At 69.1% G+C, this 25965-nt stretch carries 27 protein-coding genes; 17 read left to right on the top strand and 10 right to left on the bottom strand.

The genetic code is table 11. From position 1 onward, the window contains the following. Positions 1-72 precede the first annotated feature (72 nt). Positions 73-933, top strand: coding sequence for a DMT family transporter (locus tag Q0Q47_RS02330; RefSeq protein WP_293853849.1), 861 nt, complete (start codon positions 73-75; stop codon positions 931-933). Positions 934-948: 15 nt separating this feature from the next. Here Q0Q47_RS02330 and Q0Q47_RS02325 read toward each other — a convergent pair whose 3' ends face one another. Then, positions 949-1377 carry a MarR family winged helix-turn-helix transcriptional regulator gene (locus Q0Q47_RS02325; protein WP_293853847.1) on the bottom strand — a complete coding sequence of 143 codons (429 nt, stop codon included), beginning with the start codon at positions 1375-1377 and terminating at the stop codon, positions 949-951. A gap of 121 nt (positions 1378-1498) precedes the next feature. Between Q0Q47_RS02325 and Q0Q47_RS02320 the strand changes: the two genes are divergently transcribed. Continuing rightward, on the top strand, positions 1499-4732 hold the full coding sequence (locus Q0Q47_RS02320) for a sensor histidine kinase (protein ID WP_293853845.1): 3234 nt from the start codon (positions 1499-1501) through the stop codon (positions 4730-4732). Beyond that, positions 4722-5390: a response regulator transcription factor gene (locus Q0Q47_RS02315; protein WP_293853844.1), complete on the top strand. Its 669-nt coding sequence runs from the start codon at positions 4722-4724 to the stop codon at positions 5388-5390. Before Q0Q47_RS02320 ends, Q0Q47_RS02315 begins: the two co-directional genes overlap by 11 nt. A 321-nt stretch (positions 5391-5711) precedes the next feature. Here Q0Q47_RS02315 and Q0Q47_RS02310 read toward each other — a convergent pair whose 3' ends face one another. Beyond that, positions 5712-6710, bottom strand: a complete 999-nt coding sequence (locus Q0Q47_RS02310) for a sigma-70 family RNA polymerase sigma factor (RefSeq protein WP_293854072.1) — start codon at positions 6708-6710, stop codon at positions 5712-5714. A 226-nt stretch (positions 6711-6936) separates the two neighbouring features. Here Q0Q47_RS02310 and Q0Q47_RS02305 point away from each other — a divergent pair, with 226 nt between their 5' ends. After that, positions 6937-7413, top strand: a complete 477-nt coding sequence (locus tag Q0Q47_RS02305) for a carboxymuconolactone decarboxylase family protein (RefSeq protein ID WP_293853842.1) — start codon at positions 6937-6939, stop codon at positions 7411-7413. Positions 7414-7461: 48 nt separating this feature from the next. Here Q0Q47_RS02305 and Q0Q47_RS02300 read toward each other — a convergent pair whose 3' ends face one another. Beyond that, the gene (locus tag Q0Q47_RS02300; RefSeq protein WP_293853841.1) at positions 7462-8487 is read right to left on the bottom strand and encodes a substrate-binding domain-containing protein; all 1026 of its coding nucleotides are present in this window, start codon (positions 8485-8487) and stop codon (positions 7462-7464) included. 186 nt (positions 8488-8673) lie between these two features. On the opposite strand from Q0Q47_RS02300, the gene Q0Q47_RS02295 reads away from it, so the two are divergent. The 6 genes from Q0Q47_RS02295 to Q0Q47_RS02270 all read left to right on the top strand — a co-directional run bounded on the left by Q0Q47_RS02295 (position 8674) and on the right by Q0Q47_RS02270 (position 15270). Beyond that, positions 8674-9951 (top strand): extracellular solute-binding protein, encoded by a 1278-nt coding sequence (locus tag Q0Q47_RS02295; protein WP_293853839.1) that lies wholly within the window; start codon positions 8674-8676, stop codon positions 9949-9951. 111 nt (positions 9952-10062) lie between these two features. After that, on the top strand, positions 10063-10992 hold the full coding sequence (locus Q0Q47_RS02290; RefSeq protein ID WP_293853837.1) for a carbohydrate ABC transporter permease: 930 nt from the start codon (positions 10063-10065) through the stop codon (positions 10990-10992). Between the two features lies 1 nt (position 10993). Continuing rightward, positions 10994-11842: a carbohydrate ABC transporter permease gene (locus Q0Q47_RS02285; protein ID WP_293853836.1), complete on the top strand. Its 849-nt coding sequence runs from the start codon at positions 10994-10996 to the stop codon at positions 11840-11842. 5 nt (positions 11843-11847) lie between these two features. Next, positions 11848-13356, top strand: coding sequence for an argininosuccinate lyase (locus Q0Q47_RS02280; RefSeq protein ID WP_293853834.1), 1509 nt, complete (start codon positions 11848-11850; stop codon positions 13354-13356). Further along, positions 13356-14447 (top strand): ABC transporter ATP-binding protein, encoded by a 1092-nt coding sequence (locus Q0Q47_RS02275; protein ID WP_293853832.1) that lies wholly within the window; start codon positions 13356-13358, stop codon positions 14445-14447. The genes Q0Q47_RS02280 and Q0Q47_RS02275 overlap by 1 nt, the downstream gene beginning before the upstream one ends. A gap of 127 nt (positions 14448-14574) precedes the next feature. Next, positions 14575-15270, top strand: a complete 696-nt coding sequence (locus Q0Q47_RS02270) for a class I SAM-dependent methyltransferase (protein ID WP_293853830.1) — start codon at positions 14575-14577, stop codon at positions 15268-15270. Here Q0Q47_RS02270 and Q0Q47_RS02265 read toward each other — a convergent pair. From Q0Q47_RS02265 to Q0Q47_RS02255, 3 genes are all read right to left on the bottom strand, one after another. After that, on the bottom strand, positions 15246-15503 hold the full coding sequence (locus Q0Q47_RS02265) for a DUF2164 domain-containing protein (protein ID WP_293853828.1): 258 nt from the start codon (positions 15501-15503) through the stop codon (positions 15246-15248). The two genes, Q0Q47_RS02270 and Q0Q47_RS02265, sit on opposite strands and share 25 nt — an antisense overlap. A gap of 89 nt (positions 15504-15592) precedes the next feature. Next, positions 15593-15946: a DUF6481 family protein gene (locus tag Q0Q47_RS02260; RefSeq protein ID WP_293853827.1), complete on the bottom strand. Its 354-nt coding sequence runs from the start codon at positions 15944-15946 to the stop codon at positions 15593-15595. A gap of 100 nt (positions 15947-16046) precedes the next feature. Next, positions 16047-16256, bottom strand: a complete 210-nt coding sequence (locus tag Q0Q47_RS02255; RefSeq protein ID WP_293853825.1) for a cold-shock protein — start codon at positions 16254-16256, stop codon at positions 16047-16049. A 339-nt stretch (positions 16257-16595) separates the two neighbouring features. On the opposite strand from Q0Q47_RS02255, the gene Q0Q47_RS02250 reads away from it, so the two are divergent. Together Q0Q47_RS02250 and Q0Q47_RS02245 are read left to right on the top strand one after the other, a co-directional pair. Next, positions 16596-16739, top strand: a complete 144-nt coding sequence (locus Q0Q47_RS02250; protein WP_293854085.1) for a hypothetical protein — start codon at positions 16596-16598, stop codon at positions 16737-16739. Between the two features lie 26 nt (positions 16740-16765). Then, complete coding sequence (locus tag Q0Q47_RS02245; RefSeq protein ID WP_293853824.1) at positions 16766-17032, top strand: hypothetical protein; 267 nt, start codon at positions 16766-16768, stop codon at positions 17030-17032. A gap of 185 nt (positions 17033-17217) precedes the next feature. Here Q0Q47_RS02245 and Q0Q47_RS02240 read toward each other — a convergent pair whose 3' ends face one another. Further along, positions 17218-17529, bottom strand: a complete 312-nt coding sequence (locus Q0Q47_RS02240; RefSeq protein ID WP_293853822.1) for an alkylphosphonate utilization protein — start codon at positions 17527-17529, stop codon at positions 17218-17220. Between the two features lie 175 nt (positions 17530-17704). On the opposite strand from Q0Q47_RS02240, the gene abc-f reads away from it, so the two are divergent. From abc-f to Q0Q47_RS02215, 5 genes are all read left to right on the top strand, one after another. Beyond that, a complete protein-coding gene (abc-f, locus tag Q0Q47_RS02235; RefSeq protein WP_293853820.1) occupies positions 17705-19324 on the top strand; it encodes a ribosomal protection-like ABC-F family protein in 1620 nt (539 codons plus the stop codon). 312 nt (positions 19325-19636) lie between these two features. After that, the gene (locus Q0Q47_RS02230) at positions 19637-20074 is read left to right on the top strand and encodes a BLUF domain-containing protein (protein WP_293853819.1); all 438 of its coding nucleotides are present in this window, start codon (positions 19637-19639) and stop codon (positions 20072-20074) included. Between the two features lie 102 nt (positions 20075-20176). After that, positions 20177-21637, top strand: coding sequence for a cardiolipin synthase (gene cls / locus Q0Q47_RS02225; protein ID WP_293853817.1), 1461 nt, complete (start codon positions 20177-20179; stop codon positions 21635-21637). A gap of 156 nt (positions 21638-21793) precedes the next feature. Next, positions 21794-22822, top strand: coding sequence for a phosphogluconate dehydrogenase (NAD(+)-dependent, decarboxylating) (gnd, locus tag Q0Q47_RS02220; protein ID WP_293853816.1), 1029 nt, complete (start codon positions 21794-21796; stop codon positions 22820-22822). Then, positions 22822-23358: a gluconokinase gene (locus tag Q0Q47_RS02215; RefSeq protein ID WP_293853814.1), complete on the top strand. Its 537-nt coding sequence runs from the start codon at positions 22822-22824 to the stop codon at positions 23356-23358. Before gnd ends, Q0Q47_RS02215 begins: the two co-directional genes overlap by 1 nt. A gap of 43 nt (positions 23359-23401) precedes the next feature. Here the strand turns inward: Q0Q47_RS02215 and Q0Q47_RS02210 are convergent, their stop codons facing one another. From Q0Q47_RS02210 to Q0Q47_RS02200, 3 genes are all read right to left on the bottom strand, one after another. Then, positions 23402-23809, bottom strand: a complete 408-nt coding sequence (locus Q0Q47_RS02210) for a DUF1236 domain-containing protein (protein WP_293853813.1) — start codon at positions 23807-23809, stop codon at positions 23402-23404. A gap of 203 nt (positions 23810-24012) precedes the next feature. Beyond that, entirely contained in the window at positions 24013-25182 is a 1170-nt protein-coding gene (locus tag Q0Q47_RS02205; protein WP_293853811.1) for an App1 family protein, read from the bottom strand. A 112-nt stretch (positions 25183-25294) separates the two neighbouring features. Then, positions 25295-25945 (bottom strand): L,D-transpeptidase, encoded by a 651-nt coding sequence (locus Q0Q47_RS02200; protein WP_293853809.1) that lies wholly within the window; start codon positions 25943-25945, stop codon positions 25295-25297. Positions 25946-25965 lie beyond the last annotated feature (20 nt).

The following is a 25965-nucleotide window of genomic DNA, read 5'->3' as shown; positions in this document are numbered from 1 at the left end:
GTACTGCAACCGTATCTGTCCGGGCCGGCGTCCAGCGTCTAGAAGGAGGACGCAGGATCGGGAGGGTGCCGCATGCAGCGGTCGATGGCGGGTTGGGGCAGCGGCCTCGTGGGCGTGGTGATCTTCAGCGGATCCTTGCCGGCCACCCGCGTGGCGGTGCACGGCTTCACGCCGCTGTTCCTCACCTCCGCCCGCGCGGTGATCGCGGCCCTCCTGGGCGGACTGCTGCTCCTGGTGCTCCGCCAGCCGCTGCCCGCGCGCAGGGATCTCGCCGCGATCGCGGTCGTCGCGGCCGGCGTCGTGGTGGGCTTTCCGCTGCTCACCGCGCTCGCCCTCCAGCACATGACCTCGGCCCATTCGATCGTCTTCATCGGGCTCCTGCCGCTCGCCACGGCGCTCTTCGGCGTCATGCGCGCCGGAGAGCGGCCGCGGCCGGTCTTCTGGATCTTCGCGGCCACGGGTGCTGCCTGCGTCGCGGGCTTCGCGCTCACCCAGGGCAGCAGCGCCTCGCTGCAGGGCGACCTCCTGATGATCGGCGCGGTGCTTTTGTGCGGGCTGGGCTATGCGGAAGGCGCGGCCCTGTCGCGCCGGCTCGGCGGCTGGCAGGTCATCTCGTGGGCCTTGCTGGCGTCCCTGCCGCTGATGGGAGTGGCGGCCGTCGCGGTGTGGCCCGCCGACTGGAGCGCCGTCGCCGCCCCGGCCTGGGCGGGGCTCGGCTACGTGTCGGTCTTCAGCATGCTGGTGGGCTTCGTCTTCTGGTACAGGGGCCTCGCCCTGGGCGGTATCGCGGGCGTGGGCCAGTTGCAGTTGCTGCAGCCGTTCCTGGGGCTGGGCCTGGCAGCCCTTCTTCTCGCCGAACCGGTGTCCTGGACGATGTTCGCGGCTGCGGCCGCCGTCGTGGCCTGCGTGGCCGGGGCCAAGCGCTTCGCCTGACGCCGTCGCCAGAGCTCACGCGATGGCCGCTTCCAGCCTTTCGCGGATGCGCAGCAGGGCTTTCTGGATCGCCGCGCGCTCCTCCGGGGTCTCGCCGATGGCGTCCGCGATGGCGGCGTTGATCGGCGGGACACGGCTGGCCGCCGCGCGCCCCGCGTCGGTCAGAGCGATCGTCACCTTGCGCTCGTCCGCCCGGCTGCGCGTGCGCGTGACGAGGCCGGCCTTCTCCAGGCGCTTCAGCAACGGCGTGAGCGTGCTCGTCTCCAGCTTCAGCCGCTCGGCGAGCGCGGTGACCGACCCGGGTCCCTCGTGCCACAGCACGACGAGGACGAGGTACTGCGGATAGGTCAGGCCCAACTCGTCGAGGAGGGGCCGGTAGACGCGGTTGAACATGTGCGCGGTGGAGTACACCGCGAAGCAGAAATGCTGGTCGAGCTCGAGCATTTTTTTCTTCTTTTCCGTGCGGCCGCCAAGGCGCCGAGCCCCCCGGCCCGATGCCACCGACATTGACCGAGACGAATGCATCGTGCAATATTTATTATCGCGATAGCAAACGGGAGTGGTGATGTCGGCCCCGGTGCCCTGGCCCGCCATGAGGATCGACCGTTGGCTCGCCGCAGCCCTCTGTCTCGTGGCCGCCTGGTGCCTTTTCGCCGGCGCCGCCCCTGCCGCCGTGCCCAGCGCCACGGTGGCCCAAGAGGTCGTCGTCCTGCCGGTCGAGACGCGCAACGACATCCTGTTCCGGCGGACCCGGCTGGAAGACGGACTGTCGCAGACCCGCGTGTCCCACATCGTCCAGGACGACCGCGGCTTCCTCTGGTTCGGCACGCAGCATGGGCTGAACCGCTACGACGGCCGCAGCTATCGGCTCTTCAAGCACGAGGCCGGCGACCCCGGCAGCCTCAGCGGCGTGTTCATCTACGCCCTGTTCAAGGATCGCGACGGCACGCTCTGGGTGGGCAGCGACCAGGGGCTCGATGCCTACGACCCGCGCACGGAAGCCTTCCGTCACGTCCGGCTCGACGACGGCAACCCCGTGGTCAACCACGTCAGCCAAGACGAGGACGGCGTCCTGTGGCTCGCGACGGTGCAGGGGCTCTATCGCCACGATCCCCGCACCGGTGCGGTCACCCGTTTCCTCCATGATCCCGTCGACGACGCGAGCCTGGCCAGCAACGACGTGAAGTCGTCGGGCCTGGACCGCCAGGGGCGGTTCTGGGTGGCGACGGGGGAGGGGCTGGAGACGTTCGACCGGGCCACGGGCCGGGTGACCTTTCGCATTCCCATCCGCGAGGCCGTCCGCGAATTCTATTTCCACGAGGACAAGGCCGGGACGTTCTGGATCGTCTACGGGTCCGGCAACGGGCTCGCCCAGTTCGACCGGACCAGCAACACGCTCACGCGCTTCGCCGTCCAGGGCGGGTCCGCGGGAGGATCCGGCCTCACGGGCGTCTACGCCATCCTCGAGGACCACGAGGGCACGATCTGGCTCGGTACCATGGGCGAGGGCCTGCTGCGCTACGACCGGCAACGGCACGCCTTCCGGGCTTATCGGCACGATCCGGGGTCGCTCGAGTCGCTGGCCGAGAACCGCATCATCGCGCTGTTCGAGGACACCCAGCAGAACGTGTGGGTCGGGCTCCACGCCAGCCCGCCCAACAGCTTCGCGGCGAGCGAGCTGCCGTTCAAGCGCGTGGCGACGCCGGTCGCCGATCCCAAGTCGGTCGGCGAGACGCTGGTCAACACCGTCTACACGGACGCCGCCGGCATCCTCTGGGCCGGCGCCGGGGGTGCGCTGGGGCGCATCGACCGCAAGAGCGGCGAGAGCCGGCCCGTGGCCCTGCCCGGCGAAGGCGCGGTCGAGATGCTCGCCATCAGGGAGAACCCCGCCGGGGTCCTGTGGGCCGGATCGCTCGGGCGCGGCCTCTTCCGCCTCGACCTCGCGAGCGGCGCCACGACCCACTACCGCCACGATCCCGCCGATCCGGCCTCCATCGGCAGCGACATCGTCACGCGCATCTTCGTCGCCCGCGGCGGCGCGATGTGGCTCGCCACGTGGAACGGGCTGAACCGCTTCGATCCGGCGACCGGCCGCGCGCAGGTGTTCAAGCGCGACCCGCAGAGCGCCGCCGAGGGCTACTTCTCCATCGCCGAGGACCCCTCCGGGGACCTCTGGCTCGGCAGCACCGCAGGTCTCTACCGCTTCGAGCCCGGCACGGGACGCTTCGCGGGCTTTCGACACGACCCGTCTGTGCGCTCGACGCTGAGCAACAACACGGTCAACACGGTGCTGGTCGACGGGCGCGGCGCGCTTTGGGTCGGGACCCAGAACGGCCTGAACCTGCTCGACCGGGCGCAGGGCACGTTCAAGGTCTTCGGCAAGGCGGACGGGCTGCCCGGCGACGTCGTGAGCTGCATCCTCGAGGAACGGCCCGGCACGCTCTGGATGAGCACGAACAACGGGATCGCCCGGCTGCAGGTCGACACCATGGCCTTCACGGCGTTCTCTATCGCCGACGGCCTTCCGGGCAACGATCTGAGCGGCTGGAACGCCTGTCACCGGGCGCCGTCCGGCGAGATGGTGTTCGGCGGGTTCTCCGGCGCCACGGTGTTCGATCCGGCGCAGGCCATGCGCGGCGAGGTGGAGCCGCCGCTCGTCCTCACCGACGTCCGCCTCTCCGGCCGGCCCGTCACCGCGGCGGAGCGCACGCGGCTCGAGGGCGGCGGAACCGCCCGGCTGGAGGTGCCCAGCGACGGCAACGAGTTCGCGATCGCCTTCGCCGCCCTGTGCTTCCGCAATCCCAACGCGGTCCAGTACCGCTACAGGCTCCAGGGGCTCGACACCGGCTGGCACGAAGGCGGCAGCGACCTTCGTCTGGCGAGCTACACGGCGGTGCCCGCGGGGACCTATCGCTTCGAGGTGCAGGCCCGGACGGGCCGAAGTGGCTGGAGCGCGCCGGGGCAGGCTCTCACGATCACGGTGCTGCCGCCCTGGTGGGAGCGGGGCTGGGTCAAGCTCGTGGCGCTGGGCCTCCTGTTCGCCGCCAGCGCCACGGCCTACCGGATGCGGCTCGCCCAGATCGGCCGGCACTACGCCATGCGGCTCGACGAGCGGGTGAACGAGCGCACGCGGATCGCCCGCGAGATCCACGATTCCCTGCTGCAGGGTTTCCAGGGGCTGGTGCTCCGCCTGCAGGCGGTCCGCAACATGCTGCCCGCGCGGCCGCAGGAGGCTGCCGACATGCTCGACCTGGCGCTCGACCGGGCCGACCAGGCGATCGGAGAGGGCAGGGACACGGTGAGCGACCTGCGGGCCATGGCCGACGGCGAGCGCGATCTTCCCGCCGCGCTTGCCTCCCTTCGCGACGAGGTGGCGGGCACCGCCGCGGGCGCCGCCATCTCCTTCCTGATCGAGGGGCGCACGCGCCACGTGACGCCGCTCCTCGTGGACGAGGTCTTCCTGGTGGCGCGCGAGGCGGTGCGCAACGCCGCCCAGCACGCGGCCGCGGCCCACATCGAGGTGGAGCTGTCCTACGGCCGCAAGCTCCTCGTCCTGCGCGTGCGGGACGACGGCGTGGGTCTCGACGCCAAGGTCGCCGCGTCCGGCAGGCGGGAGGGCCACTGGGGCCTGGCCGGCATGCACGAGCGCGCGGAGCGGATCGGCGGACGGCTCACGGTGTGGAGCCAGCCCGGCGCCGGCACCGAGATCGAACTCGTGATACCGGCCGCCGCGGCCTATGGGGGCGCCGGCTGGGTCCGCCCCGTCGACAGTGAGAAAGCCCGAACCCATGTCGGTTGAAACGGTCACGGCCCGCCCCGCGGGCGCACATCCCATCACTGTCCTCGTCGTGGACGACCATCCGCTCATCCGCGAGGGGATCGCCGCGCTGCTCGCCCAGGAGCCGGATCTCCGCCTGGTGGGCGAAGCCGCCAACGGGGACCAGGCGCTGGCCCTGCACCGGGCGCTGCGGCCACAGGTGACCCTTATGGACCTGCAGATGCCGGGCGCTGGCGGACTGGAAGCCATCGAGGCGATCCGCGCCGAGTCCCCGGCGGCCCGCATCATCGTCCTCACCACCTATGGCGGCGATCTCCTGGCGAGGCGCGCCCTGAAGGCCGGGGCCCAGGCCTACCTGCTGAAGAGTTCGGTTCGCAAGGACCTGATGGACACCATCCGCGCGGTGCATCGCGGGCAGACGCGGGTGTCGTCGGACGTCGCCTGCGCCATGGCCGGCGCCATCGGCGCGGAGGATTTGAGCCCGCGCGAGCAGCAGGTCCTGCAACTGATCGCGGCCGGCAACTCCAACAAGGCCGTCGCGGGGCTGCTCGGCCTGGCGGAAGAGACGGTCAAGGGGCACGTCAAGAACATCCTGGTCAAGCTCGGCGCCCGCGACCGCACCCATGCCGTCGCGCTCGGCATGGCGCGCGGTTTGCTCGATCCCTACGCCCCCTCGTGAGAGGCGGCGCGCACCCCCTCGATCGGGGTGTGCCGGATCGGCTGGCGCGCGTAACCTCGCCGAGAGGTTCGCGTGCAGCGCTTGTTCTCCACCTTTCCGGGGTCGTGGCCGGGTCTAGGACTGCTGATCCTGCGGATGACGCTGGGTCTGTCGGCCCTTGCCATCGCCGTCGCGTCCGAGACGGCCGCGGACGCGGTCCTGGGCGGAGCACTCGGCCTGGCGCTTCGCGCCGCTCCCCTCGTCCTGGCCACATGCGTCCTCCTGGGCGCCGGGACGCCGCTGACGAGCCCGCTGCTCGCGCTCAGCGTGGTCTTCGCCGGTTCAGGTCCGCCACTGGCGTCCTGCCTGGCGCTGGCGGGCGGCAGCCTCAGCCTGATGCTCCTGGGGCCCGGAGCCTGGTCCCTCGACGGCATCGTCTATGGGCGCAAGCGCATCCCGATCGACCGCTCCTGAAGCGGGCCGCGGCACCCGCTGCAGCTTGTCCGGGTTGCGGGTCACGTAGATGCCCACGACCCGGCCGCACTCGATCGCCAGGGCGGTCGTCTGCAGGATCGCGCCGCGCTCGCGGCTGATGTAGCCTGGAAGCCCGTCGATCCAAACCGGCTCGATCATCTCGGCCCAGGCGGAGCCCCATTTGCGGCTCAGGCTGGCATAGAGCCGCAGCAGGCGCTCGATCCCGCGGACCGGGTTGGGGAAGGCGAGCACCTTGCCTCCGCCGTCGGATCGCAGCTCGGCATTCTCGGCGAGCAGCCCGCGCAGGGCCGTGAGGTCGCCGCTCGCCGTCGCGGCGAAGAAGGCCTTCGCGATCCGCTCTCCCTCGGCGCGATCCACCGGGAAGCGGGGCCTCGCCTCCCGCACGTGGCGGCGCGCGCGAGCGGCGAGCTGGCGCACGGCTGGCCCCTTGCGGCCGAGCGTATCGGCCACGGCGTCCAGAGGCATGCCGAACACGTCGTGCAGCAGAAAGGCGGCGCGCTCCAATGGCGACAGGCGCTCCAACGCCAGCATCAGCGTCAGCGTGAGGTCATCCCCGTCGATATCCTCCTCGGCCCGGTCGAGGACGGGCTCCGGCAGCCAGGCGCCGACATAGATTTCGCGACGGGCTCTCGCCGACTTCATCTCGTCGAGGCACAAGCGCGTCACGACCCGCGCCAGGAACGCCGGGACTGAGCGAACTTCGCCTCGATCGGTGCCCATCCAGCGGATCCACGCGCTCTGGACCACGTCCTCGGCGTCACTGCGCGAGCCGAGCATGCGGCAGGCGAGCCGTACCAGGCGCGGCCGCTGCGCCTCGAAGGACGCTACCGGGTCATCGGCCGTCATGGCGGGCGCCCGGAGCGAGGCGAGGGCGGTTCCGGCAGCGGTCGACATGGCACATCTCTCGTTCGGCGGGCGGCCCCCCACGGGCCTGCCGACCGATCGACGAGATCGCGGTCGCCGATGTGACATCGAGGCTGCGCGGTCCCGTCATGTCGGCTCCGCGTCACATCGTTCGCCTGCCCATCGTCTCGTCTCGAGCAGACCCATTCTGTGCTCACGGGAGACCACGATGATCCAGCGCCTCAACCATGCCCAGCAGTCGCCCGAGCTCTTCAGGACGCTCGCCGACCTCTCCATGGCGGTCAAGAAGGCCGTCGAGCCCACACTCTTCAGCCTTGTCGAGATCCGCGCGTCTCAGCTCAACGGCTGCGCCTTCTGCGTCGACATGCACGTGAAGGAGGCGCGGCTCCACGGTGAGCGCGAATTGCGGCTCCACCACGTCGCCGTCTGGCACGAGTCGCCGCTCTTTTCCGCCCGCGAGCGGGCGGCGCTCGCCTGGACGGAGGCCGTGACGCACCTGCCGGCGAAGGGCGTCCCGGACGATCTCTACGCCAGAGTGCGCGACGAATTCTCGGACAAGGAACTCGCCGACCTCACCTACGCGGTCATGACGATCAACGCCTGGAACCGTGCCAGCGTCGCATTCCGGGCCGAGCCGGGCTCCACCGACAAGCTCTATGGGCTCGACAAGGCGGGACTGGTTTGATCGGCTGTCCAGCCGGCCCAACGCTCTGCGGCGGGCGGCGGCCGGGGCCTACCGCACCACGTGCACGGAGTCGCGCAGGATGAGGTCGAAGGGCAGGATCCGGCCCACGGGGCCCTTGATCCGCCCCTCGACCAGGTCGATGAGCATCCCGGCCAGCCCCTCGCCGGAGGCGCTGATCGGGGTGGTCGTCGCGGTCAGCGCGGGCGTCAGGTCGGTGGCCTGGCAACCGCGCACGCCGTCGTCATGGGCTACCACGGAAAGGTCGCGACCCACCGTGAGGCCGCAGGCGGCCGCGGCGCGGTAGACGCCGCGCGCCTGGAAGACCGAGCCGCAGACGAAGGCCGTGGGACGCACGGGCGCCGCCAGATGCCGCATGGCGGTCTCGAAGCCGGTCGCCTCGGTCATCGACACGAACTCGACCGCTTCGGTCGGAGCCTCGAGGCCTCTCGCGCTGAATGCACGATGGAACGCGGCCGCCCGGGCCGCCGCGTAGCGGAAGTGCGAAAGACCGTTCACCGCCACGATGTCCCGATGGCCGTAGTCGAGCAGGAGGCCGGTCAATCGCTCGAAGGACGCGTCGTTGTCGGTGTCGACGAAACTGTAGGGCTCCTGCACCTCGGTGCGTCCGTGCAGCACGAAGGTCAGGCCGAGCTGGTTCAGGAGCGCAATGCGCGGGTCGACGACGAGAGGGCGGGTGATGATGACCCCGTCCACCGACTTGGACGAGGCGAGCTTGCCCAGGACGGCCACCTCGTCGTCCCTGAACGGCGAGAGCAACAGCGAGTAGTTGCGCTGCGTGACGACGGTCGAGATGCCGGCGAGCACGTCCACGAAGTTGGTCTCGGGAAGCTGCAGTCTCTCCAGCGGGAAGACGAGGCCGATCGTCTCGGCCCGTCCGATCGCCAGGCTGCGCGCCCTGGCGTTGGGCCGATAGCCCGCCGCCTCGGCCGCGGCCTCGACCCGCCGGCGCGTGCTCTCCGGAATCGCGTGATGGCCACGAAGCGCCCGGCTGACGGTGGATTGCGACAAGCCGAGCTGGATGGCGAGCGACTTGAGATCAGCCCCTTTGTGCAAGCGCTTGTCGGGCAAAAGGCCCTTGGTGGGTGTTGTACTCATCTCGTCTCAAATCCATTGCAGACTTGGTCTTGGCCGCAATTCGAATGCGGAGACCTTATCCCGGGCCGCCGCGATTTGACAACCTTGGCATGACCGTTTACGCAAGCGCTTGCATAAACATCAGTCAACCAGGAGGAATGCCCGATGCCGCTTCTCCCGAAGTTCGCCCGGTCTCTGCGCACTCTCGCCGGCGGGCTCTTCGCCGGAGCGCTGGCGCTGTCGGCCGGTCCGGCCGCCGCCGTCGAGATCCAGTACTGGCAGTATGTCTTCGACACGCGCGTCCAGGCCATGACCGAGGTGATCAAGGCCTTCGAGGCCGAGAACCCCGGCATCACCGTCAAGCAGGTGACATTCCCCTACGCCGACTACCAGACGCGCCTGATCGCGGCGCGCGCGGCCGGCCGCAGCCCGGAGGTGATGCAGCTCTTCTACGGCTGGCTCGACACCTTCATCGCCGGCAAGCTGGTGCAACCCCTCTCGCCCGAGGTCTTCAAGGCCGCCGAGATCGAGAGCGAGTTCTTCCCCATCGTCACGGCCATGAAGCGCAACGGCCAGTACTACGGCCTGCCCACGGCCGTGCGGACGATGGCGCTCTTCTACAACAAGGACTTGTTCAAGAAGGCAGGCCTGGACCCGGAGAAGCCGCCGCAGACCCTGGACGAGATGGTCGCCGCCGCCAAGGCGATGACCGTTCGCGATGGCGCCGGGAACTACCAGCAGGTCGGCATGGCGCTCGACATCGCCCGGCAGGACCACAACTGGTGGCGTGAGATCCTGGTGCGCCAGTTCGGCGGCGAGTCCTACTCGGCCGACGGCAGCAAGGTCGCCTACGACAGCGAGGCGGGGCGAAAGGCGCTCACGTTCTACACCAGCTTCCAGAAGGTCCACAAAGTGGGCCAGGAGAGCTTCATGGACGAGGGGCAGGCGGCCTTCCGCGCCGGGCTCGCCGGCATGGTCGTCGACGGCACGTTCCGCATCGCGTCGTACAAGACCATCAAGACCTTCACCTGGGGCGTCACCGAACTGCCCAGCCAGGACGGCAAGAGGGCCAATTTCGGCAGCTACTTCGCCAACGCCATCGGCGCCTCGGCGACGGGCGAGAAACTCGCCGCGGCGGAGAAATTCCTGGCCTACGTCTCCTCGCCCAAGGCCATGACCATCTGGCTGGAGAAGGTGGGCGAGCTGCCGGCGCGTCGCCGCGTCGCGCTGACCGAGGAGAACATCAAGGACCCGATCTACGGCCCCTTCATCCGCGCTCTCGACTATGCAGCCACCCCGCCGATGACGGACGAGCTGGCGCAGCGGCAGGTGTCGATCGACATGATCAACTCCGTGCTTCTGAAGGACACGCCCGTCGCCGACGCCGTCAAGGCCGCGGCCGAGCGTGAGCAGGCCGTCCTCGACAAGGCGAAGGGCAAGTAACGACGGGCGATCGTCCCGTCAGTCAGTCGGCGAAGGACGCGAGCCTGCCCCCGGGCACGCAGGCGTCCTTCGCCAGGCGCGGCCCGAGGCTGCGGATGGCCCGGAGGACCCATGACCGATGCAACCGTGAATGAGACCGAGGGACGCACCGGGCTGTGGGGGCGGCTGTCCATGTCGGCGAAGCGCGTCGTCTGGGCCTGGGCCTTCCTCGCCGTGCCGCTCCTGTTCTTCACCGTCGTACGCTTCTACCCGACGCTGGAGGCGTTCTATCTGTCCACGACCGATTGGGATCTGCTCAATCCCGCGAAATACGTGGGGCTCGACAACTACAGGCGGCTCTTTGCCGATCCCGCCTTCTGGCAGGTCTTCCGCAACACGTTCGCCTACCTTATTCTTGGGACGCCCATCGCGATCGTCCTGTCCTTCGCCATCGCCTATTACCTGGACCGCGTCACGGTTCTGCACGGCTTCATCCGCGCGCTCTACTTTCTGCCCTATCTCACCACCGCCGCGGCCATGGCCTGGGTCTGGCGCTGGTTCTACCAGCCGCCGCCCATCGGGGTGATCAACAGCCTCCTGGCCTGGGCCGGCATCCCGGCCCAGCCGTTCCTGCGCTCGGTGGACCAGGCGCTCCCGGCCATCATGGTGACGTCGATCTGGGCCCATCTCGGCTTCCAGATCATCATCTTCCTGGCCGGGCTGCGGGCCATTCCGGTCAGCTACTACGAGGCCGCCCGGGTCGACGGCCTGGGGGAGGGCGCCATCCTCACCCGCATCACCATTCCGCTGCTGAAGCCCACGACCGTGTTCCTCGTCGTCTTCTCGTCGATCGGGTTCCTGCGGATCTTCGACCAGGTCTACAACATGACCAGCAACGATCCCGGCGGACCGCTGAACTCGACCAAGCCGCTGGTGCTGATGATCTACCAGACGGCGTTCTCGTCCTACCAGATGGGCTACGCCGCCGCGCAGACGGTGGTGCTCTTCACCATCCTGTTCACGATTTCCATGGCGCAACTCTGGATCCTGAGGAGCCGCTGAGATGGACCCGCGCGCAACCCCGCCGGCCCGCTTCGCATCGGTGCGTCCAGGCCGGATCGCCGCATGGACCGTGCTCTTCCTGGGCGGCGTGGTCATGGTGACGCCGCTGTTGTTCATGTTCTCGACGTCGCTGAAGTCGGCGGGCCAGGTCTACGACCTGCGTCTCGTGCCGCTCCATCCGACGTGGGAGAACTACGTCAAGGTCCTGGGCGACGGTCGCTTCGCGCGCTGGTTCTTCAACTCGGTGCTGGTGGCCACGGTGGTCACGCTGTCCTGCGTCTTCTTCGACAGCCTCATCGCCTACACGCTGGCCAAGTTCCGCTTCCCGGGCCGACAGGCGGTGTTCCTCGCCATCCTGTCGACCCTGATGATCCCAACCGAAATGCTCGTCATTCCCTGGTACCTCATGGCCAGCAAGTTCGGTTGGCTCGACACCTACTGGGGCATCATGTTCCCGGGGATGATGACGGCCTTCGGCGTCTTCCTGATGAAGCAGTTCTTCGAGACGGTCCCCGACGACTTCCTCGAAGCCGCGCGCATCGATGGTCTGAACGAGTTCGCCATCTGGTGGAAGGTCGCCCTGCCGCTGGTGACGCCGGCGCTCTCGGCGCTCGCCATCTTCACCTTTCTCGGCAACTGGACGGCCTTCTTCTGGCCGCTGATCGTGACCACGGACCAGACGCTCTACACGCTCCCGGTCGGTCTCTCGAGCTTCGCGGTGGAGCAATCCATCCAGTGGGAACTGATCATGACGGGCGCCGCGCTCGCCACCGTTCCCACGCTGCTCATCTTCCTCTTCTTCCAACGCTACATCGTCCGCGGCGTCATGCTCGCCGGCGTGAAGGGCTGATCGCCATGAGCATCCTGCAGGCCAACGACCGCTCCGTCTTTCCCGATCCGGTCTATCGCGCCACCGTGCTGAAGCCCCTCTTCGACGGCGCCACCCACCATCACGCCGCGGCGCTCGCCCGCATCGACCGGGCGCATCTCGTGATGCTCGTGGAGACCGGCATCCTGGACGCCGCGCAGGGCGCCGCGATCGCGCGAGCCCTCGTCGCGATGGACCGCGAGATCGACCCCGGCAGCCTGACCTATGGCGGCGACGTGGAGGACTACTTCTTCCATCGCGAGCGGGAGCTCAAGCATCGGGCCGGCCCCGACGTGGGAGGACGCCTCCATACGGCCCGCTCCCGCAACGACATCGACCACACCTTTCTCAAGCTCGGGCTGAAGCCGAGGATCGACGCCCTGCTGCAGGCGGGACGGGGGCTTCTCGGCACGCTCATCGACGTCGCCGCGCGCGACCGGGACGTCCTCATCGTGGCCTACACCCACGGGCAGCCGGCCCAGCCGACGACCCACGGCCATTACCTCGCCGCCGTGATCGAGGTGCTGATCCGCGACCTGGAGAGGCTGGAGGCGGCGCGCACCATCGTGGACCTGTGCCCCATGGGCGCGGCGGCGATCACCACCTCGGGCTTTCCCATCGACAGGCACCGCGTCGCGCAGCTGCTGGGCTTCGCCGCGCCCTTGCAGAACGCCTATTCCTGCATTGCCGCCACCGACTACCTGACCTCTGTCTACAGCGCCCTCTCGCTCCTGTTCCTGCATCTCGGCCGCCCCATCCAGGACTTCCAGTTCTGGTCGAGCTTCGAGGTGGGGCAGCTCTACCTGCCGAATGCCTTCGTCCAGATTTCGTCGATCATGCCGCAGAAGCGCAATCCCGTGCCGTTCGAGCATCTGCGCCATCTGGCGAGCCAGACCGTGGGCCGGGCTCGCGCGGTGGTCGACGTGATGCACAACACGCCGTTCACGGACATGACCGACAGCGAGGCCGAGACCCAGGAGATGGGATACCAGGCCTTCGATGTCGCCCAGCGCGTGCTGGGTCTGCTCACCGCGACTGTGGGTGCCGGCCAGATCGACCCGGAGAGGGTCTCCGCCAATCTGAGCCGATCGTGCGCGACCATCACCGAACTCGCCGACTGGCTGGTGCGCAGCGAGGGCCTGTCGTTCCGGCTGGGCCACGAGATCGCGGCAGACGTCGCGCGTGCGGTCGTCGCGACCGGCGGCGATCTGCCCAGGGACGGCTTCGCGCCGTTCGTCGAGTCGTTCACCCGGCATGTCGGCCGGCCTCCGCGGGCCGGGCAGGGCGAGTTCGCGAGCATGGTTTCGCCGGAGCACTTCGTGGCGATCCGCGACCGCTTCGGCGGGCCGGCCCCGGCGGCGCTCGACGCGGCCATCCGCGGCTATCGGACGTCCCTGGACGCCTTCCACGAGCGCGCGGCGTCGCGGTCGGCCTTCGAGGCCGCCGCGGCGCGGGACCTCGACACCAGGATCGACGAAATCGCAAGGGGAGCATGATGGCCGCGATCGAACTCCAGAAGGTCGTCAAGCGCTACGGGCCCATCGAGACGGTGCATGGCATCGACCTGTCGATCGCCGACGGCGAATTCGTGGTGCTCGTCGGTCCGTCGGGCTGCGGCAAGTCGACGACGCTGCGCATGATCGCGGGGCTCGAGGAAATCAGCGCGGGCACGCTGCGCATCGGCGGCGCGGTGATGAACGAGCGCGAGCCCAAGCATCGCAACATCGCGATGGTGTTCCAGAACTACGCCATCTACCCGCACCTCACGGTGGCCCAGAACATCGGCTTCGGTCTTTACACGTCGAAGCTGTCCAAGGCCGAGAAGCAGGCCCGCATTGCCGAGACGGCCCGCATGCTGAGCCTGGAGCCCTACCTCGAGCGTCGCCCCGCGGCCTTGTCCGGCGGTCAGCGCCAGCGCGTCGCCATCGGGCGGGCCATGGTGCGCGACCCTGTCGCCTTCCTGTTCGACGAGCCCCTGTCCAACCTCGACGCGCAGCTGCGCGGGCAGATGCGGCTCGAGATCAAGCAACTCCACCAGCGGCTCGGCCGCACCGTCGTCTTCGTGACCCACGATCAGGTGGAAGCCATGTCGCTCGCCGACAGGATCGTGGTCATGCGGGACGGCCACATCCTCCAGGTCGGCACGCCGATGGAGCTCTACAACCGGCCGGGCGACGTGTTCACCGCGCGCTTCATCGGCACGCCCGAAATGAACATGATCGAGGCCACGGTGGGGCCGGGAGGGCTGGATTTCGGCCCCAACGCCGGCGCGGTGCAGGCACCGCAGGGCTCCGGGATGCCGGCCATGGCCTCTCCCGGCCAGGCCGTATCGCTCGGGGTGCGCCCCCAGGAGCTGCAGCTGTGCTCGGACAGCGACCAGGCAGGGCCCATGAGCGTGCGCGGTGTGGTGCGCGTGGCCGAGCCGCAGGGGTCCGAGACGTTCGTCGTGCTCGACCTCCCGTCAGGACAGATCGTCGCGCGGGCGCCCTCGATCCACGCCTATTCCCCCGGCCAGCCTCTTCGGTTCACAATGGCGCCGACCAGCATCAGGCTGTTCGACAAGCAGACGGGGCACTTGCTGCAGTGACGGCAAGCCGCGCGCGACGCGCGGCATTCTTGCCGTCACGACCAACGCGCGCGGCGCGCGGCACTCGTGTCCCCGCGACCCCCGGCCGCGCGACAGCGGGCCCGAACCAACGTCGGAGGAGGAAGCGATGTCGCAAACCCGTCTTGATCGTGTGCGCGAGGCGCGGCGGACCCTGGCCGCCGAAGGTCCGAACTGGGTCCGTTCAGAAGGCGACTTCGGGGTGGTGACGTTGCCCGTCGAGGACTGCGACGCCATCCGCGATGCCATGGCGGCCGAGCGGCCCGCCACGGTCGTGGAGATCGGGCTCGCCTATGGCAGCTCGGCCCTCGCGATCGGCGAGGCGCTGGTGGCCACCGGCGGCCGCAGGCACGTCATCGTCGATCCCTACCAGGAGAGCGCCTTCCGCGATGCCGGGTGGACCGCGGTGCGCGGGGCGGGGCTCGAAGGGATCTCGGAGCTGCTGCGGCAGCCGTCCCAGAACGCCCTGCCGCGCCTGATCGAGGAGGGCGTCGTGGCCGATGCCGCCTTCGTCGACGGCAGCCACGTCTTCCACCAGGTCTTCGTGGACGTCTATTTCCTGCAGACGCTGGTCAAGCCCGGCGGGCTCGTCATCCTGGACGACCACTGGTGGCCGGGCGTGGCGCTGGCCTCCGCCTATTTCGAAACGGTCATGGGATGGACGGCGGAACCGATCAGCGGCACGCCGGGACGGCTGCGCGCCCTGCGCCTGCCGGCGACGCCCGCCACGCCCGACTTCAAGGTCCTGCCGCCGTTCTGGCGAGACGGCGATCTGGGCGGTCACCTGTCGGTGTCGCGCTCGTAGACTTCGGTCTCGATGTCGGAGAGATGGCCCTGCATGAAGGCCGCCGCATCCCGGACACCCTGGTTGTAGACCGCCGGCCCGACGGCCCCGACGAAGTAATCGAGCAGGGCGTTGGCGCGGAAGTCGCTCAGGGTCTCGTCGAACTCGGTGCGGAAATGGGCCTGGACCGCCTTGACGAGGGCGGTCCGCCGTTCGGGTTCGAGCCGGATGCGGGAGGAGGTCGGGTGTCTCATGGGTCGGTCCGGACGATGCGGCGATCGGTTCACTCTACCAGATCGCCGCGTCCGGGAGCCTGCCCGACCGCGCCCGTGCGGTGACGAGCTTACTTGCGGCGGGCCTTGCGCGCCGCATAGCGCTCGTCGCGAGCCGCCTTCTGCCGCGCCAGGAGTTCGCGCTCCTGCTCGGCCTTCTCGGTGGCGAGCCTGATCGCCTCCTGTTCGCGCTCGGCCTTCAGCCGGGCTTCTTCTTCGGCGCGCTGGAGCTTCTCGGCGGCCACGCGGATCTCGCGCTCCTTGCGACGCTCATCGCGGGCGCTCGCCATTTCGGCGCGTGCGGCCCGGCGCGCTGCGGCAGCCGGGTCTGTGGCCGGATTCTTCGCCGCGAACCGCTCCTGCATGGCCTTGCGGGCCTTTTCCGCAGCGGCGAGGCGATCGTTGAGGGAAGAGCGGAAGTCCATCTGTTTCGGTCTCCTGGAGAGGTGTCTTCAGTGGTCGTGGGTGGTGCGAAAAAGGAAAAGGCCGCCCCGAAAGGACGGCCTTCGCGTCTCGGCGAGGCGATTACGCCGTCGCGATGTTGTTGACGGCGATCTTGCCCGTCCGACGGTCTTCGGCGGTGTCGAAGGCCACCTTCTGGCCCTCGACGAGGCCGCGCATGCCAGCGCGCTCGAGAGCGGTCGCGTGGACGAAGACGTCCTTGCTGCCGTCGTTCGGCTGGATGAAGCCGAAGCCCTTCTGGTCGTTGTAGAACTTCACGGTGCCGACGATCATGTGATCTGTCCTCTGCATAGATGTGCGCATGGAAGAAGGGCGACGCCCAACTCCGGTTCAGTCGAATTTTGGAGAGAAATCTGAACTTGCGCTACGCCATGCAGGCGAAAACGGCCCAGTCGTCCGGCCAAACGTCGATCTGCGCACACTAGGCCAGCAGCGTCCAGATTGCAAGCCCATTGCACCCAGTCAAGCTTACGAGCCAAAAGATGCCGAGAAATTCCCAGGCGGATCATCAATTTTCGCCGGCCGCTGGGACCGCGTCCGACAGAAAAACGGCAGCGGGAACTTATTCGCGCCAAAAAGAATCGTAAGGATTATGCTATGGATGTTTTTTGGTTGGGAGAGATCGACGTGGCAAAGGGCGAACAGCGCGGCAATCGAGAAGCCAAGAAACCGAAGAAGGAAAAGCCGAAGACGATCGCAGCGGCTCCTTCGACCAAGGGCACCGTGCCCCAGAAGCCGTCCGGCTCGAAGCACTGAAGCGATCTCTTCAAAGGAGGACTTCGATGAGCGAAGCCCATTCGACGCAGAACCAGACCGCCCGCCGCAAGGCGGCCACCGCCTTCAACGACAGGGTGGAGCGCCAGCAGACGGCCGACGCCAAGAGGGTGGAGGAGCAGCGGCTCATCGACCAGCGCCGGGCCGTCAAGACCGAGAAGCTGAAGGCGCTGCGCCTCGAGCGCGACGCCGCCCTGGCGAAGGTGGCCGCCGAGGAGGCCGCTGCCCAGGCCGCCGCGGCCCCGAAGAAGCGCGTTCGGGCAAAGACGGCCTGATCGCCGTCCGGCGCCGGGGCTCGTCGAGAGCCCCGTCCCGAGACACGGCCCGTGAAGGCCGTGAGTCGCAGGCGGCACGACCGTGCCGCCGCGGGCATCCTGCGTCATCCCGGCCTGGCCGCGCTGCGGCCCGCTCGGGATGAGGCGGATGGTGACAGGCAGGCGGGAGACGTGTCCCTGCCGCCTCAGCCCGTCCGCTTGCGCACGAACTCCGCCCGCAGCACCAATCCCTTGATGGTCTCGTGCCGGCAGTCGATCTCCTGCGGATCGCCGGTCAGGCGGATCGACTTGATCACCGTGCCGCGCTTGATGACCTGGCCCGTGCCCTTCACCGGCAAATCCTTGATCACGATCACCTGGTCGCCATCGGCGAGCGTGTTGCCTTCGCTGTCGCGGACCACCACCGTGTCGGCCGCGGCCCGTCGTGCCGCGAGGTCGGCGGCCGGCATCCATTCGCCGGTCTCCTCGTCGAAAACATAGTCATCGTCGCCGGACATCGATCGTTCTCCGCAGGCGCCGTCGCGGCGCGCAGACGGCTTAGCACGCGAGGTGCCGGCGGGCGCAATCCGGCATTGGACTGATCCGGGGCAGGGCATGTGCGGGCATGAGGCTTCCGCTTCCGGCGCGGGCGGGCCATAAGGGCGCCGCGCGACCCACCTGCGGCAGGATCCCATGATACGCCTCGAGAACATCAGCAAGCAGAACGGCCACCAGATCCTGTTCATCGAGGCCTCGGCCACCCTGCAACGCGGGGAGAAGGTGGGTCTCGTGGGGCCGAACGGCGCTGGCAAGTCGACCCTGTTCCGCATGATGACCGGCCGTGACGTGCCCGACGAGGGACAGGTCGCGATCGATCGCGGCGTGACCATCGGCTATTTCAGCCAGGACGTGGGCGAGATGGCCGGCCGCAGCGCGGTGGCCGAGGTCATGGACGGCGCGGGGCCCGTCAGCACGGTCGCGGAGGAGCTGCGCGAGCTCGAGGCGGCCATGACCGATCCCGACCGGGCCGACGAGCTGGAGGCGCTGATCGAACGTTACGGCGAGGTGCAGGCCCGCTTCGAGGAGCTCGGCGGTTACGCGCTGGAAGGCCGCGCACGCGAGGTGCTGGCCGGGCTCAGCTTCAGCCAGGAGATGATGGACGGCGACGTGGGAGCGCTGTCGGGCGGCTGGAAGATGCGCGTCGCGCTCGCCCGCATCCTGCTCATGCGCCCCGACGTGATGCTGCTGGACGAGCCGAGCAACCACCTGGACATCGAGAGCCTCATCTGGCTGGAGACCTTCCTCAAGGGCTACGACGGCGCGCTCATGATGACCTCGCACGACCGCGAGTTCATGAACCGGATCGTCCGGAAGGTGGTCGAGATCGATGCGGGATCGCTGACGACCTATTCGGGCGACTACGCCTTCTACGAGCAGCAGCGGGCCATGAACGAGCGCCAGCAGCAGGCGCAGTTCGAGCGCCAGCAGGCCATGCTCGCCAAGGAGATCAAGTTCATCGAGCGCTTCAAGGCCCGCGCGTCCCATGCCGCCCAGGTGCAGAGCCGCGTGAAGAAGCTCGACAAGATCGAGCGCGTCGAGCCGCCGCGCCGGCGCCAGGCGGTGTCCTTCGAGTTTCCCCCGGCGCCGCGCTCGGGCGACGACGTCGTGAGCCTCAAGGCCGTGCACAAGGCCTATGGCAGCCGTCGCATCTACGAGGGCCTCGACTTCCAGGTCCAGCGCCGGGAGCGCTGGTGCATCATGGGCGTCAACGGCGCGGGCAAGTCCACCTTGCTCAAGCTCGTGGCCGGGGCCACCACGCCGGACACCGGCACGGTGACGCTCGGCGGCAGCGTCAAGCTCGGCTATTTCGCCCAGCATGCGATGGACCTGCTCGACGGCGAGCAGACCGTGTTCGAGACGCTGGAGAGCGCCTTCCCGCAGGCCAACCAGGGCTCGCTGCGCACGCTGTCGGGCTGCTTCGGCTTCTCGGGCGACGACGTCGAGAAGCGCTGCCGGGTGCTCTCGGGCGGCGAGAAGGCCCGGCTGGTGATGGCGCTGATGCTGTACGACCCGCCGAACCTGCTGGTCCTGGACGAGCCCACGAACCACCTGGACATGGCCACCAAGGACATGCTGGTCGAGGCGCTGGCGCAGTACGAGGGGACGATGCTGTTCGTGTCCCACGACCGCCACTTCCTCGCCCAGCTGTCGAACCGCGTGCTGGAGCTGACGCCCGACGGCGTGCACCAGTATGGCGGCGGCTATCTCGACTACGTGGCCCGTACCGGCCACGAGGCGCCGGGCGTGGGCTAGCATCGCCCCGGCGGCCCCATGCGGGTCGCCTGGCGGGGCTCGAATTGGCAGCAGGGCAAACGAAGCGTTAAAGCGCCGGAGCCCTGCGGAAGCCGCCGTGCGCGGGGCCTACAACCGAGAGTTGCAGATAAGTAGTTTTACCAACGTGCGTTTCCGCGCTGCGGCCGGACCCGGCGGCGACTTTCGCTCACCGGCCAAAGGCCGGCGCCCGGTTTCGCAAACTGTCCCCTGGATCCCCGAACCTTAAGGCTTCCCGGTTAGCTTGAGGTCGGCCATTGGCCAAACGTCTGGCGTGAAGGAACCGGAGCAAGCATGGGTCTTCTGATCCGCGTGGTCTATCTGAGCGAGGTCAACATCGCCAGCGGCGACCTCCTGCCGCAACTGCGCGCCATCCACGACGTCTCGACCCACCACAACCGGGAAGCCGATATCTCCGGCGTCCTGCTGTTCTCGCACCGCTTCTTCGTCCAACTGCTCGAGGGCCCGCGCCTGCGTGTCACCGAGACGCTCGGGCGGATCCTCGCCGACCACCGCCATGACAACATCCGGCTGTGCCTCGCCCGGGAGGTGCATGCGCGCATGTTCAGGTCGTGGAGCATGCGCCTGGTCAACGGCGACCCGAACTTCCGGCTCAACGACACCCAGCGCACCTTCGATCCGTCCCTGGCGACGGCCGACGAGATCATGGAGATGATCGAGCGCGGCTGCGTGCCCGACGGGCAGGGGCGGACGCTCGTCGCCGCCGGGTGAGCCGGGCCGGGCGGAAGCGCCGCTGACGCGCGCGGCGGGCGACAAGCGTCGATTCTCGGTTAGGTTGGCGCCGCCAGCCCATCCCGACCGGACCCGCCTCGCATGACCGCCACCCTCTGGAGCCTGCTCCCGCTCGCGCTTCACACGGCGGTCGTCATCGTCGCCTTCCTGACGGTGCCCATCAACCGCAAGCCATCGTCCGCCACCGCCTGGCTCCTGCTCATCGTGGCGGCGCCTTTCGTGGGCGTGATGCTGTTCCTGGCCATCGGCAGCCCGAAGCTGCCGGCGCGGCGGCGCAAGCTGCAGCGCCAGATGACCCAGATGATCGCCGGCACCCTGGCCAAGGCCGGCAGCGCCGACCTCGCGGGTCCAGTGCCGCCGCAGCGCCTGGGTGAGCGCGGCGCGCCGTTCGGGCTCCTGGCCGAGCGCCTCGGCGGCATGCCGCCGATGGAGGGCAACACCATCGCCTTCCTGCACGGCTATGACGGCATCGTCGCCGAGATGGTCGCGTCCGTCGCCCGGGCGCGCCACTACGTGCACGTGGAATTCTACATCGTCGCGCTCGACGCCACGACCGAGCCCCTGTTCGCCGCGCTCGAGGCGGCCGTGGCGCGGGGCGTCACCGTGCGTCTGCTCCTCGACCAGATGGGCTCGCGCAAGTTTCCGCGGCGCAAGGAGATGGAGGCCCGGATGACGGCGGCTGGCATCCAGTGGCGCTACATGCTTCCGCTGCTCAACCCGCGCGAGTTCCTGCGGATCGACCTGCGCAACCACCGCAAGATCCTCGTGATCGACAGTCTGGAGGCCTATACGGGGTCCCTGAACCTGATCGAGAAGGCCTACCATCGCTCCGACGACCTGTTCTACGAGGAGCTGGGGCTGCGCCTGACCGGACCGGCCGTGTTCGAGCTCGAGGCGGTGTTCGTCACCGACTGGTACTCGGAGTCGGGCGAACTGCTCGACGCGTCGCTGCACCCGCCGGTGGAGGCGACGCCCTTCGCGCCCGGCGGGGGCGTGATCGCGCAGGTGCTCCCCAGCGGCTCGGGGTTCGACGACGAGAACAACCTGCGTCTCTTCACCGGACTGATGCACGCCGCCCGTCACAGCCTCGTCGTGGCCACCCCCTATTTCGTCCCGGACGACGCCCTGATGCTCGCCATCACCAACGCGGCGCGGCGCGGGGTGAAGGTGACGCTCATCAACTCCCAGGCGGTGGACCAGACGTTCGTCGTCCACGCCCAGCGCTCGTTCTACGCGGAGCTGCTGCGGGCGGGCGTCGACGTGCGGCTCTATCCGGCGCCGACGCTGCTGCACGCCAAGGCCATGGTGGTGGACGACGACCTCGCCGCCATCGGCTCAAGCAACCTGGACATCCGCTCGTTCACGCTGAACATGGAGGTCTCGGTCCTGCTCTACGGCGAGAACGCCGTGGGGCCGCTCAGGACCATCCTGGAGGCCTATGCGGCCCGCGCCGTCCCCGTCGACCTCGATCGCTGGCGCCAGCGCCCCTTCCTGACGCGCGCGGCGGAGAACCTCGCCCGGCTCACGGCCGCGCTGCAGTAGGCCGCCGCCCGTGCGGCGGGGGCCGGACACCCATGCAGCGCACGAAGGGGCGGGCGGCAAAAGGCCGCCAAGTCCCTGACCTGACAGGGATCGGCCACAACCCTTGCGGGGGAGCGCGTCGTCGCCACCCTTGACTTGTCCGGTGCGGACGCGGGATTGGACCGGGACACGTCCCGTCGGGCTCAGGAGAACACGGACATGCAACTCGGCGTCGTCGGCCTCGGCCGCATGGGAGCGAACATCGTCCGCCGGCTGGCCCTCAGCGGGCACACCTGCGTGGTCTACGACCGCAACCCCGAGCCGGGGAAGATCCTCGCCGCGGAAGCGGGCGCCACCGCGGCGTCCGATCTCGCCGGCGTGGTGGCGGGCCTCGCCGCCCCCCGGGCGGTCTGGATCATGCTGCCGGCCGGCCAGGCCACCGAGGCCGCGGTCCAGGAACTCGCCGGGCACATGGAGCCGGGCGACGTCATCATCGACGGCGGCAACTCCTTCTGGAAGGACGACGTCCGGCGCGGCGCCGAGCTCCGCGCGCGCGGGATCCACTACCTCGACATCGGCACCAGTGGCGGCGTGTGGGGCCTCGAGCGCGGCTACTGCCTGATGATCGGCGGTCCCAAGGAGCCCGTGGACCGGCTCGACCCCCTGTTCAGCGCGCTCGCGCCCGGCCGCGGCGACATCCCGCGCACCCCCGGCGTCGACCACCTCGATCCGCGCGTCGAGCGGGGCTACATCCATGCCGGTCCGACCGGCGCCGGCCATTTCGTGAAGATGATCCACAACGGCATCGAATACGGGATGATGCAGGCCATCGCCGAGGGCTTCGACATCCTCAAGCACGCCGACAGCCCGTCGCTGCCCCCCGAGCACCGCCTCGAGCTGGATCTGCCCGGCATCGCCGAGGTGTGGCGGCGCGGCAGCGTGATCACTTCGTGGCTGCTGGACCTGACCTCCGCCGCGCTGGCGCAGGAAAACGACCTCGCCAGCTATTCCGGCCATGTCGAGGACAGCGGCGAAGGCCGCTGGACCGTGCAGGCCGCGGTCGAGGAGGCCGTGCCTGCCGAGGTGCTCACGGCAGCCCTGTACACGCGCTTCAGGTCGCGCCAGGACCACACCTTCGCCGAGAAGGTGCTGTCGGCCATGCGCAAGGGCTTCGGCGGCCACCAGGAACCCGGGAAGGGCAAGTGATGGCCGGTCCGAACGCAGAGGCCGCGCCCGTCAGCGTCATCGTGATCATGGGCGTGTCGAGCTCCGGCAAGACGACGACCGCCACGGCGCTCAGCGAGCGGCTCGGCTGGCCGTTCCGCGATGCGGACAGCTTCCACCCGCCCGCCAATGTGGAGAAGATGTCGCGCGGCATCCCGCTCGACGACGGCGACAGGGCGCCGTGGCTGGCCGCCATCGCTGCCTGGATCCAGGAGCGCATCGCCCGCGGCGAGCATGGCATCGTGACGTGCTCGGCGCTCAAGCGCGCCTACCGCGACGTGATCATGGCCGGCAAGCCGGGCGCGAGGCTCGTCCACCTCGTCGGCAACCGCGCCCTGATCGGCGAGCGCATGGCCCGGCGCAGCAACCACTTCATGCCGACGTCCCTGCTGGACAGCCAGTTCGCCACCCTCGAGCCGCCGGGGTCCGACGAGGACGTCCTGTCGGTCGAGGTCTCGGTCTCGCCCGCCAGGGTGGCCGACGGCATCATCGCCGAACTCGGTCTCGTCAGAAGCTAGCCGGAGAGGGGACCCGGCGCCTGCCGGGTCCCCGAAGGCCAGGCTATTCGACGATGTAGACGACCTGGCGGGTGCCCGGCTCGACCAGAACGGTGCGGCCGTTGATCACCGCGTAGTCGTACTGGGTCGTCAGGCCGACATTCGCCGGCACGGGATAGACACGAACGCGGCTCGGCACCGCATAGCCCACGACCACCTCGTCGCGCAGGGCGACGGAAGGACGGCGCTGGGCGACCACGTACTGCCGGACCCTCGTGCTCTGGTCCGGGCTGAGCGCCGCACCCACCGCGGCGCCGGCGACACCGCCGACGGCCGCCCCGACGGGGCCACCGACCACGGCACCGGCGACCGCACCGCCGGCCGCGCCCGTCGTCGTGCTGCTGCCGCAGGCGGCGATGGGAAGACCAACGATGGCAGCGGCAAGGACTGCCTTGAGAGCTGATGAAGTCATGATTTAATTCTCCGATCCGCCCCGGGTCGGCAATTCTCGGTCAGCAATGTTGGTTCCAGGGCCGCAGTCCCGACGATGTCCCTGGCCCTGGAAATCGGCCGGGTGGAACGCCCCTGCGGCACGGCCGGGAGAAGGCCGCGCGCCCGTGTCCGGAGCGGCGACGATAGGATTTTCCGCCTCCAGCTTCGCAAGGATGCGTCGTCTCAACGGCCCTGTATCCTGGCTGGTCCTCGCTCGCCCGCGTCGATGACGACACTGGCGCCCGGTGCATCGTCCTCGGCAGGCGCCTCGTGTCGCCGATCCGCTGCGGTCGCCTCGACGACCTCGGCGGGCACCAGCCCGAGCGACAGCGCGTGCCGCGCCATCGCGACGCTGTCGGCGGCGAGCAGCAGGCTGGCGCCCGCCTTCGCCACGGCCTCCGACAAATCGGCGATCGCCCGGGTCCGGGCGGGGTCCCCGCTGACGTCACGGATCATCACCGTGAGGACCCGGCCGGGATGGTCGGCCACGATGCGGGCATAGATCTCGGGGTCCTGCTGGCCGCTGTCGCCGATCAGGACGAAGGGCAATGTGCCGTAGAGGGCCAGCATGTGCCGGATGAGGTCCTCCTTGTGCGTCCGGGCCTTGCGCGGAATGGGCGATGTCCAGCGTACGCCCCACTCGCGCAGGAAGAGGACGGGCCCGACCGGGATGCCGTGGAGCCTGAAGAAGGCATCGAGCACCTCGTAGGTGCCCCAGGGCGCGCGCGAGACGTAGAGCAGCGGGTTGAACTCGGCGTCGGAGCGCCCGCGGTGCAGGCCGCGATAGAGCGCCGCCACGCCGGGAAAGGCCGTCCGGCTCTTCGCGTCGGCGACGAACAGGCGCCAGAGCATCAGGACCGTGTTGGCCACGCCCGTCTCGACGACGGTGTCGTCGATGTCGCTGATCACCACGAAGCGGCAGTCGGGCGGGGGGATGAACACCGGGGCCTTGGCCGTCACCGGGGCGCCGTCGAGCGTCAGGGTCACATCGTGCCAGCAGGTCGTGTCCGGAGGGGGGGAGGGGAGCGCCATGCGGATGCGGAAATACCCGTCCGCGTCGGTCCGCGTGCGCAGGCTCGCATCCCCGAACCGGGCCGTCACGCCCATGTCCTGCACGGGATGCCGCGTGATCCGGCGCATCACGTTGCGAACCTGGCCGGAGAGGCTCAGGCCCTTGTCCTGCCGCGCTCCGGGGCGCTGGCGGAAGACCCGCCCGATGAGGAACAGCTCGTCCCGCGAACCGTAGCCGCGGTACGGCAGCAGGGCGATGCCCGCCTTGCTGCGCGACCGGGACACCGGCCGCGCGGCGGCGGCGAGCGCGCCTCTCAGGAACTGTCGAAGGGCATCGAACATGGCTTGGCCTCCACCCACAAACGCGGGCGGAGGGCAGGTCGTTCGACGGAGCAACCCAACCTGGGTTGGGCCCGCGCTCGGATAGCGCGGGCGAGGTCCGTGCGGGCGAGGCTTACGCCGGCAGCACGACGACCTTGGTCTTCACCGGCGTCTGCTCGTAGAGGTGCATCATGTCCTGGGTGAGCAGGCCGACGCAGCCGCTGGTGATGCCGTTGCCGATCGTCTCGGGGTCGCTCGTGCTGTAGATCGTGTACAGCGTGTAGCGGTTGTTCTGGTAGAGGTAGAGCGTGCGGGCGCCGAGCGGATTGTCGAGGCCGGGCGCCATGCCGCCAGCGTATTTGGCGGCTTCGGGCTGGCGCTTGATCATCTCGGCAGGCGGGGTCCAGATGGGCCATTCCGCCTTGCGCCCGATATAGGCGTCGCCGCTCCACCGGAACCCGTCGCGCCCGACATTGGCGCCATAGCGGGTCGCCATGCCGTCCTCTTCGATGCGGTAGACGTAGTAGTTGCCGGGATCGACGATGATCGTGCCCGGCGCTTCCTTGCTGTCGTAGCGAACCGTCCGACGGTAGTACTTGCGGTCGAGCTTGGTCACGTCGACCGCCGGCACCGGGAACTTCTCCTGGGGCAGCGGGCCGTACACCTTCTCGGCCTCGGCCGTGGTCATGCCGTCGATCGTCGTGCAGCCGGCGAGGCCCAGCGCACCGAGGCCGGCCGCGGATCCGAACACGAAGGACCGGCGGTCGAGAGAACTGCTTTTCATCGTCATACACCTTAGCTGGA

Origin of the sequence: uncultured Alsobacter sp., assembly GCF_945952055.1 — a bacterium.
Taxonomy (GTDB): domain Bacteria; phylum Pseudomonadota; class Alphaproteobacteria; order Rhizobiales; family Beijerinckiaceae; genus Alsobacter.
Note: the sequence above shows the minus strand (reverse complement) of the source record. Positions and strands in the feature narration are given on the sequence as shown.

Bases quoted from the DNA above. Each gene is read 5' to 3' on its own strand.
- Q0Q47_RS02255 (WP_293853825.1), bottom strand. From the start codon at position 16,256: ATGATCGTCGGCACCGTGAAGTTCTACAACGACCAGAAGGGCTTCGGC.
- Q0Q47_RS02240 (WP_293853822.1), bottom strand. From the start codon at position 17,529: ATGTCCGGCGACGATGACTATGTTTTCGACGAGGAGACCGGCGAATGG.
- Q0Q47_RS02230 (WP_293853819.1), top strand. From the start codon at position 19,637: ATGGGTCTTCTGATCCGCGTGGTCTATCTGAGCGAGGTCAACATCGCC.
- Q0Q47_RS02275 (WP_293853832.1), top strand. From the start codon at position 13,356: ATGGCCGCGATCGAACTCCAGAAGGTCGTCAAGCGCTACGGGCCCATC.
- Q0Q47_RS02200 (WP_293853809.1), bottom strand. From the start codon at position 25,945: ATGAAAAGCAGTTCTCTCGACCGCCGGTCCTTCGTGTTCGGATCCGCG.
- cls (WP_293853817.1), top strand. From the start codon at position 20,177: ATGACCGCCACCCTCTGGAGCCTGCTCCCGCTCGCGCTTCACACGGCG.
- Q0Q47_RS02215 (WP_293853814.1), top strand. From the start codon at position 22,822: ATGGCCGGTCCGAACGCAGAGGCCGCGCCCGTCAGCGTCATCGTGATC.
- Q0Q47_RS02260 (WP_293853827.1), bottom strand. From the start codon at position 15,946: ATGGACTTCCGCTCTTCCCTCAACGATCGCCTCGCCGCTGCGGAAAAG.
- Q0Q47_RS02285 (WP_293853836.1), top strand. From the start codon at position 10,994: ATGGACCCGCGCGCAACCCCGCCGGCCCGCTTCGCATCGGTGCGTCCA.
- Q0Q47_RS02245 (WP_293853824.1), top strand. From the start codon at position 16,766: ATGAGCGAAGCCCATTCGACGCAGAACCAGACCGCCCGCCGCAAGGCG.
- Q0Q47_RS02330 (WP_293853849.1), top strand. From the start codon at position 73: ATGCAGCGGTCGATGGCGGGTTGGGGCAGCGGCCTCGTGGGCGTGGTG.
- Q0Q47_RS02325 (WP_293853847.1), bottom strand. From the start codon at position 1,377: ATGCTCGAGCTCGACCAGCATTTCTGCTTCGCGGTGTACTCCACCGCG.
- Q0Q47_RS02210 (WP_293853813.1), bottom strand. From the start codon at position 23,809: ATGACTTCATCAGCTCTCAAGGCAGTCCTTGCCGCTGCCATCGTTGGT.
- Q0Q47_RS02315 (WP_293853844.1), top strand. From the start codon at position 4,722: ATGTCGGTTGAAACGGTCACGGCCCGCCCCGCGGGCGCACATCCCATC.
- Q0Q47_RS02310 (WP_293854072.1), bottom strand. From the start codon at position 6,710: ATGACGGCCGATGACCCGGTAGCGTCCTTCGAGGCGCAGCGGCCGCGC.
- Q0Q47_RS02280 (WP_293853834.1), top strand. From the start codon at position 11,848: ATGAGCATCCTGCAGGCCAACGACCGCTCCGTCTTTCCCGATCCGGTC.
- Q0Q47_RS02270 (WP_293853830.1), top strand. From the start codon at position 14,575: ATGTCGCAAACCCGTCTTGATCGTGTGCGCGAGGCGCGGCGGACCCTG.
- Q0Q47_RS02295 (WP_293853839.1), top strand. From the start codon at position 8,674: ATGCCGCTTCTCCCGAAGTTCGCCCGGTCTCTGCGCACTCTCGCCGGC.
- Q0Q47_RS02205 (WP_293853811.1), bottom strand. From the start codon at position 25,182: ATGTTCGATGCCCTTCGACAGTTCCTGAGAGGCGCGCTCGCCGCCGCC.
- Q0Q47_RS02320 (WP_293853845.1), top strand. From the start codon at position 1,499: ATGTCGGCCCCGGTGCCCTGGCCCGCCATGAGGATCGACCGTTGGCTC.
- Q0Q47_RS02265 (WP_293853828.1), bottom strand. From the start codon at position 15,503: ATGAGACACCCGACCTCCTCCCGCATCCGGCTCGAACCCGAACGGCGG.
- abc-f (WP_293853820.1), top strand. From the start codon at position 17,705: ATGATACGCCTCGAGAACATCAGCAAGCAGAACGGCCACCAGATCCTG.
- Q0Q47_RS02290 (WP_293853837.1), top strand. From the start codon at position 10,063: ATGACCGATGCAACCGTGAATGAGACCGAGGGACGCACCGGGCTGTGG.
- Q0Q47_RS02305 (WP_293853842.1), top strand. From the start codon at position 6,937: ATGATCCAGCGCCTCAACCATGCCCAGCAGTCGCCCGAGCTCTTCAGG.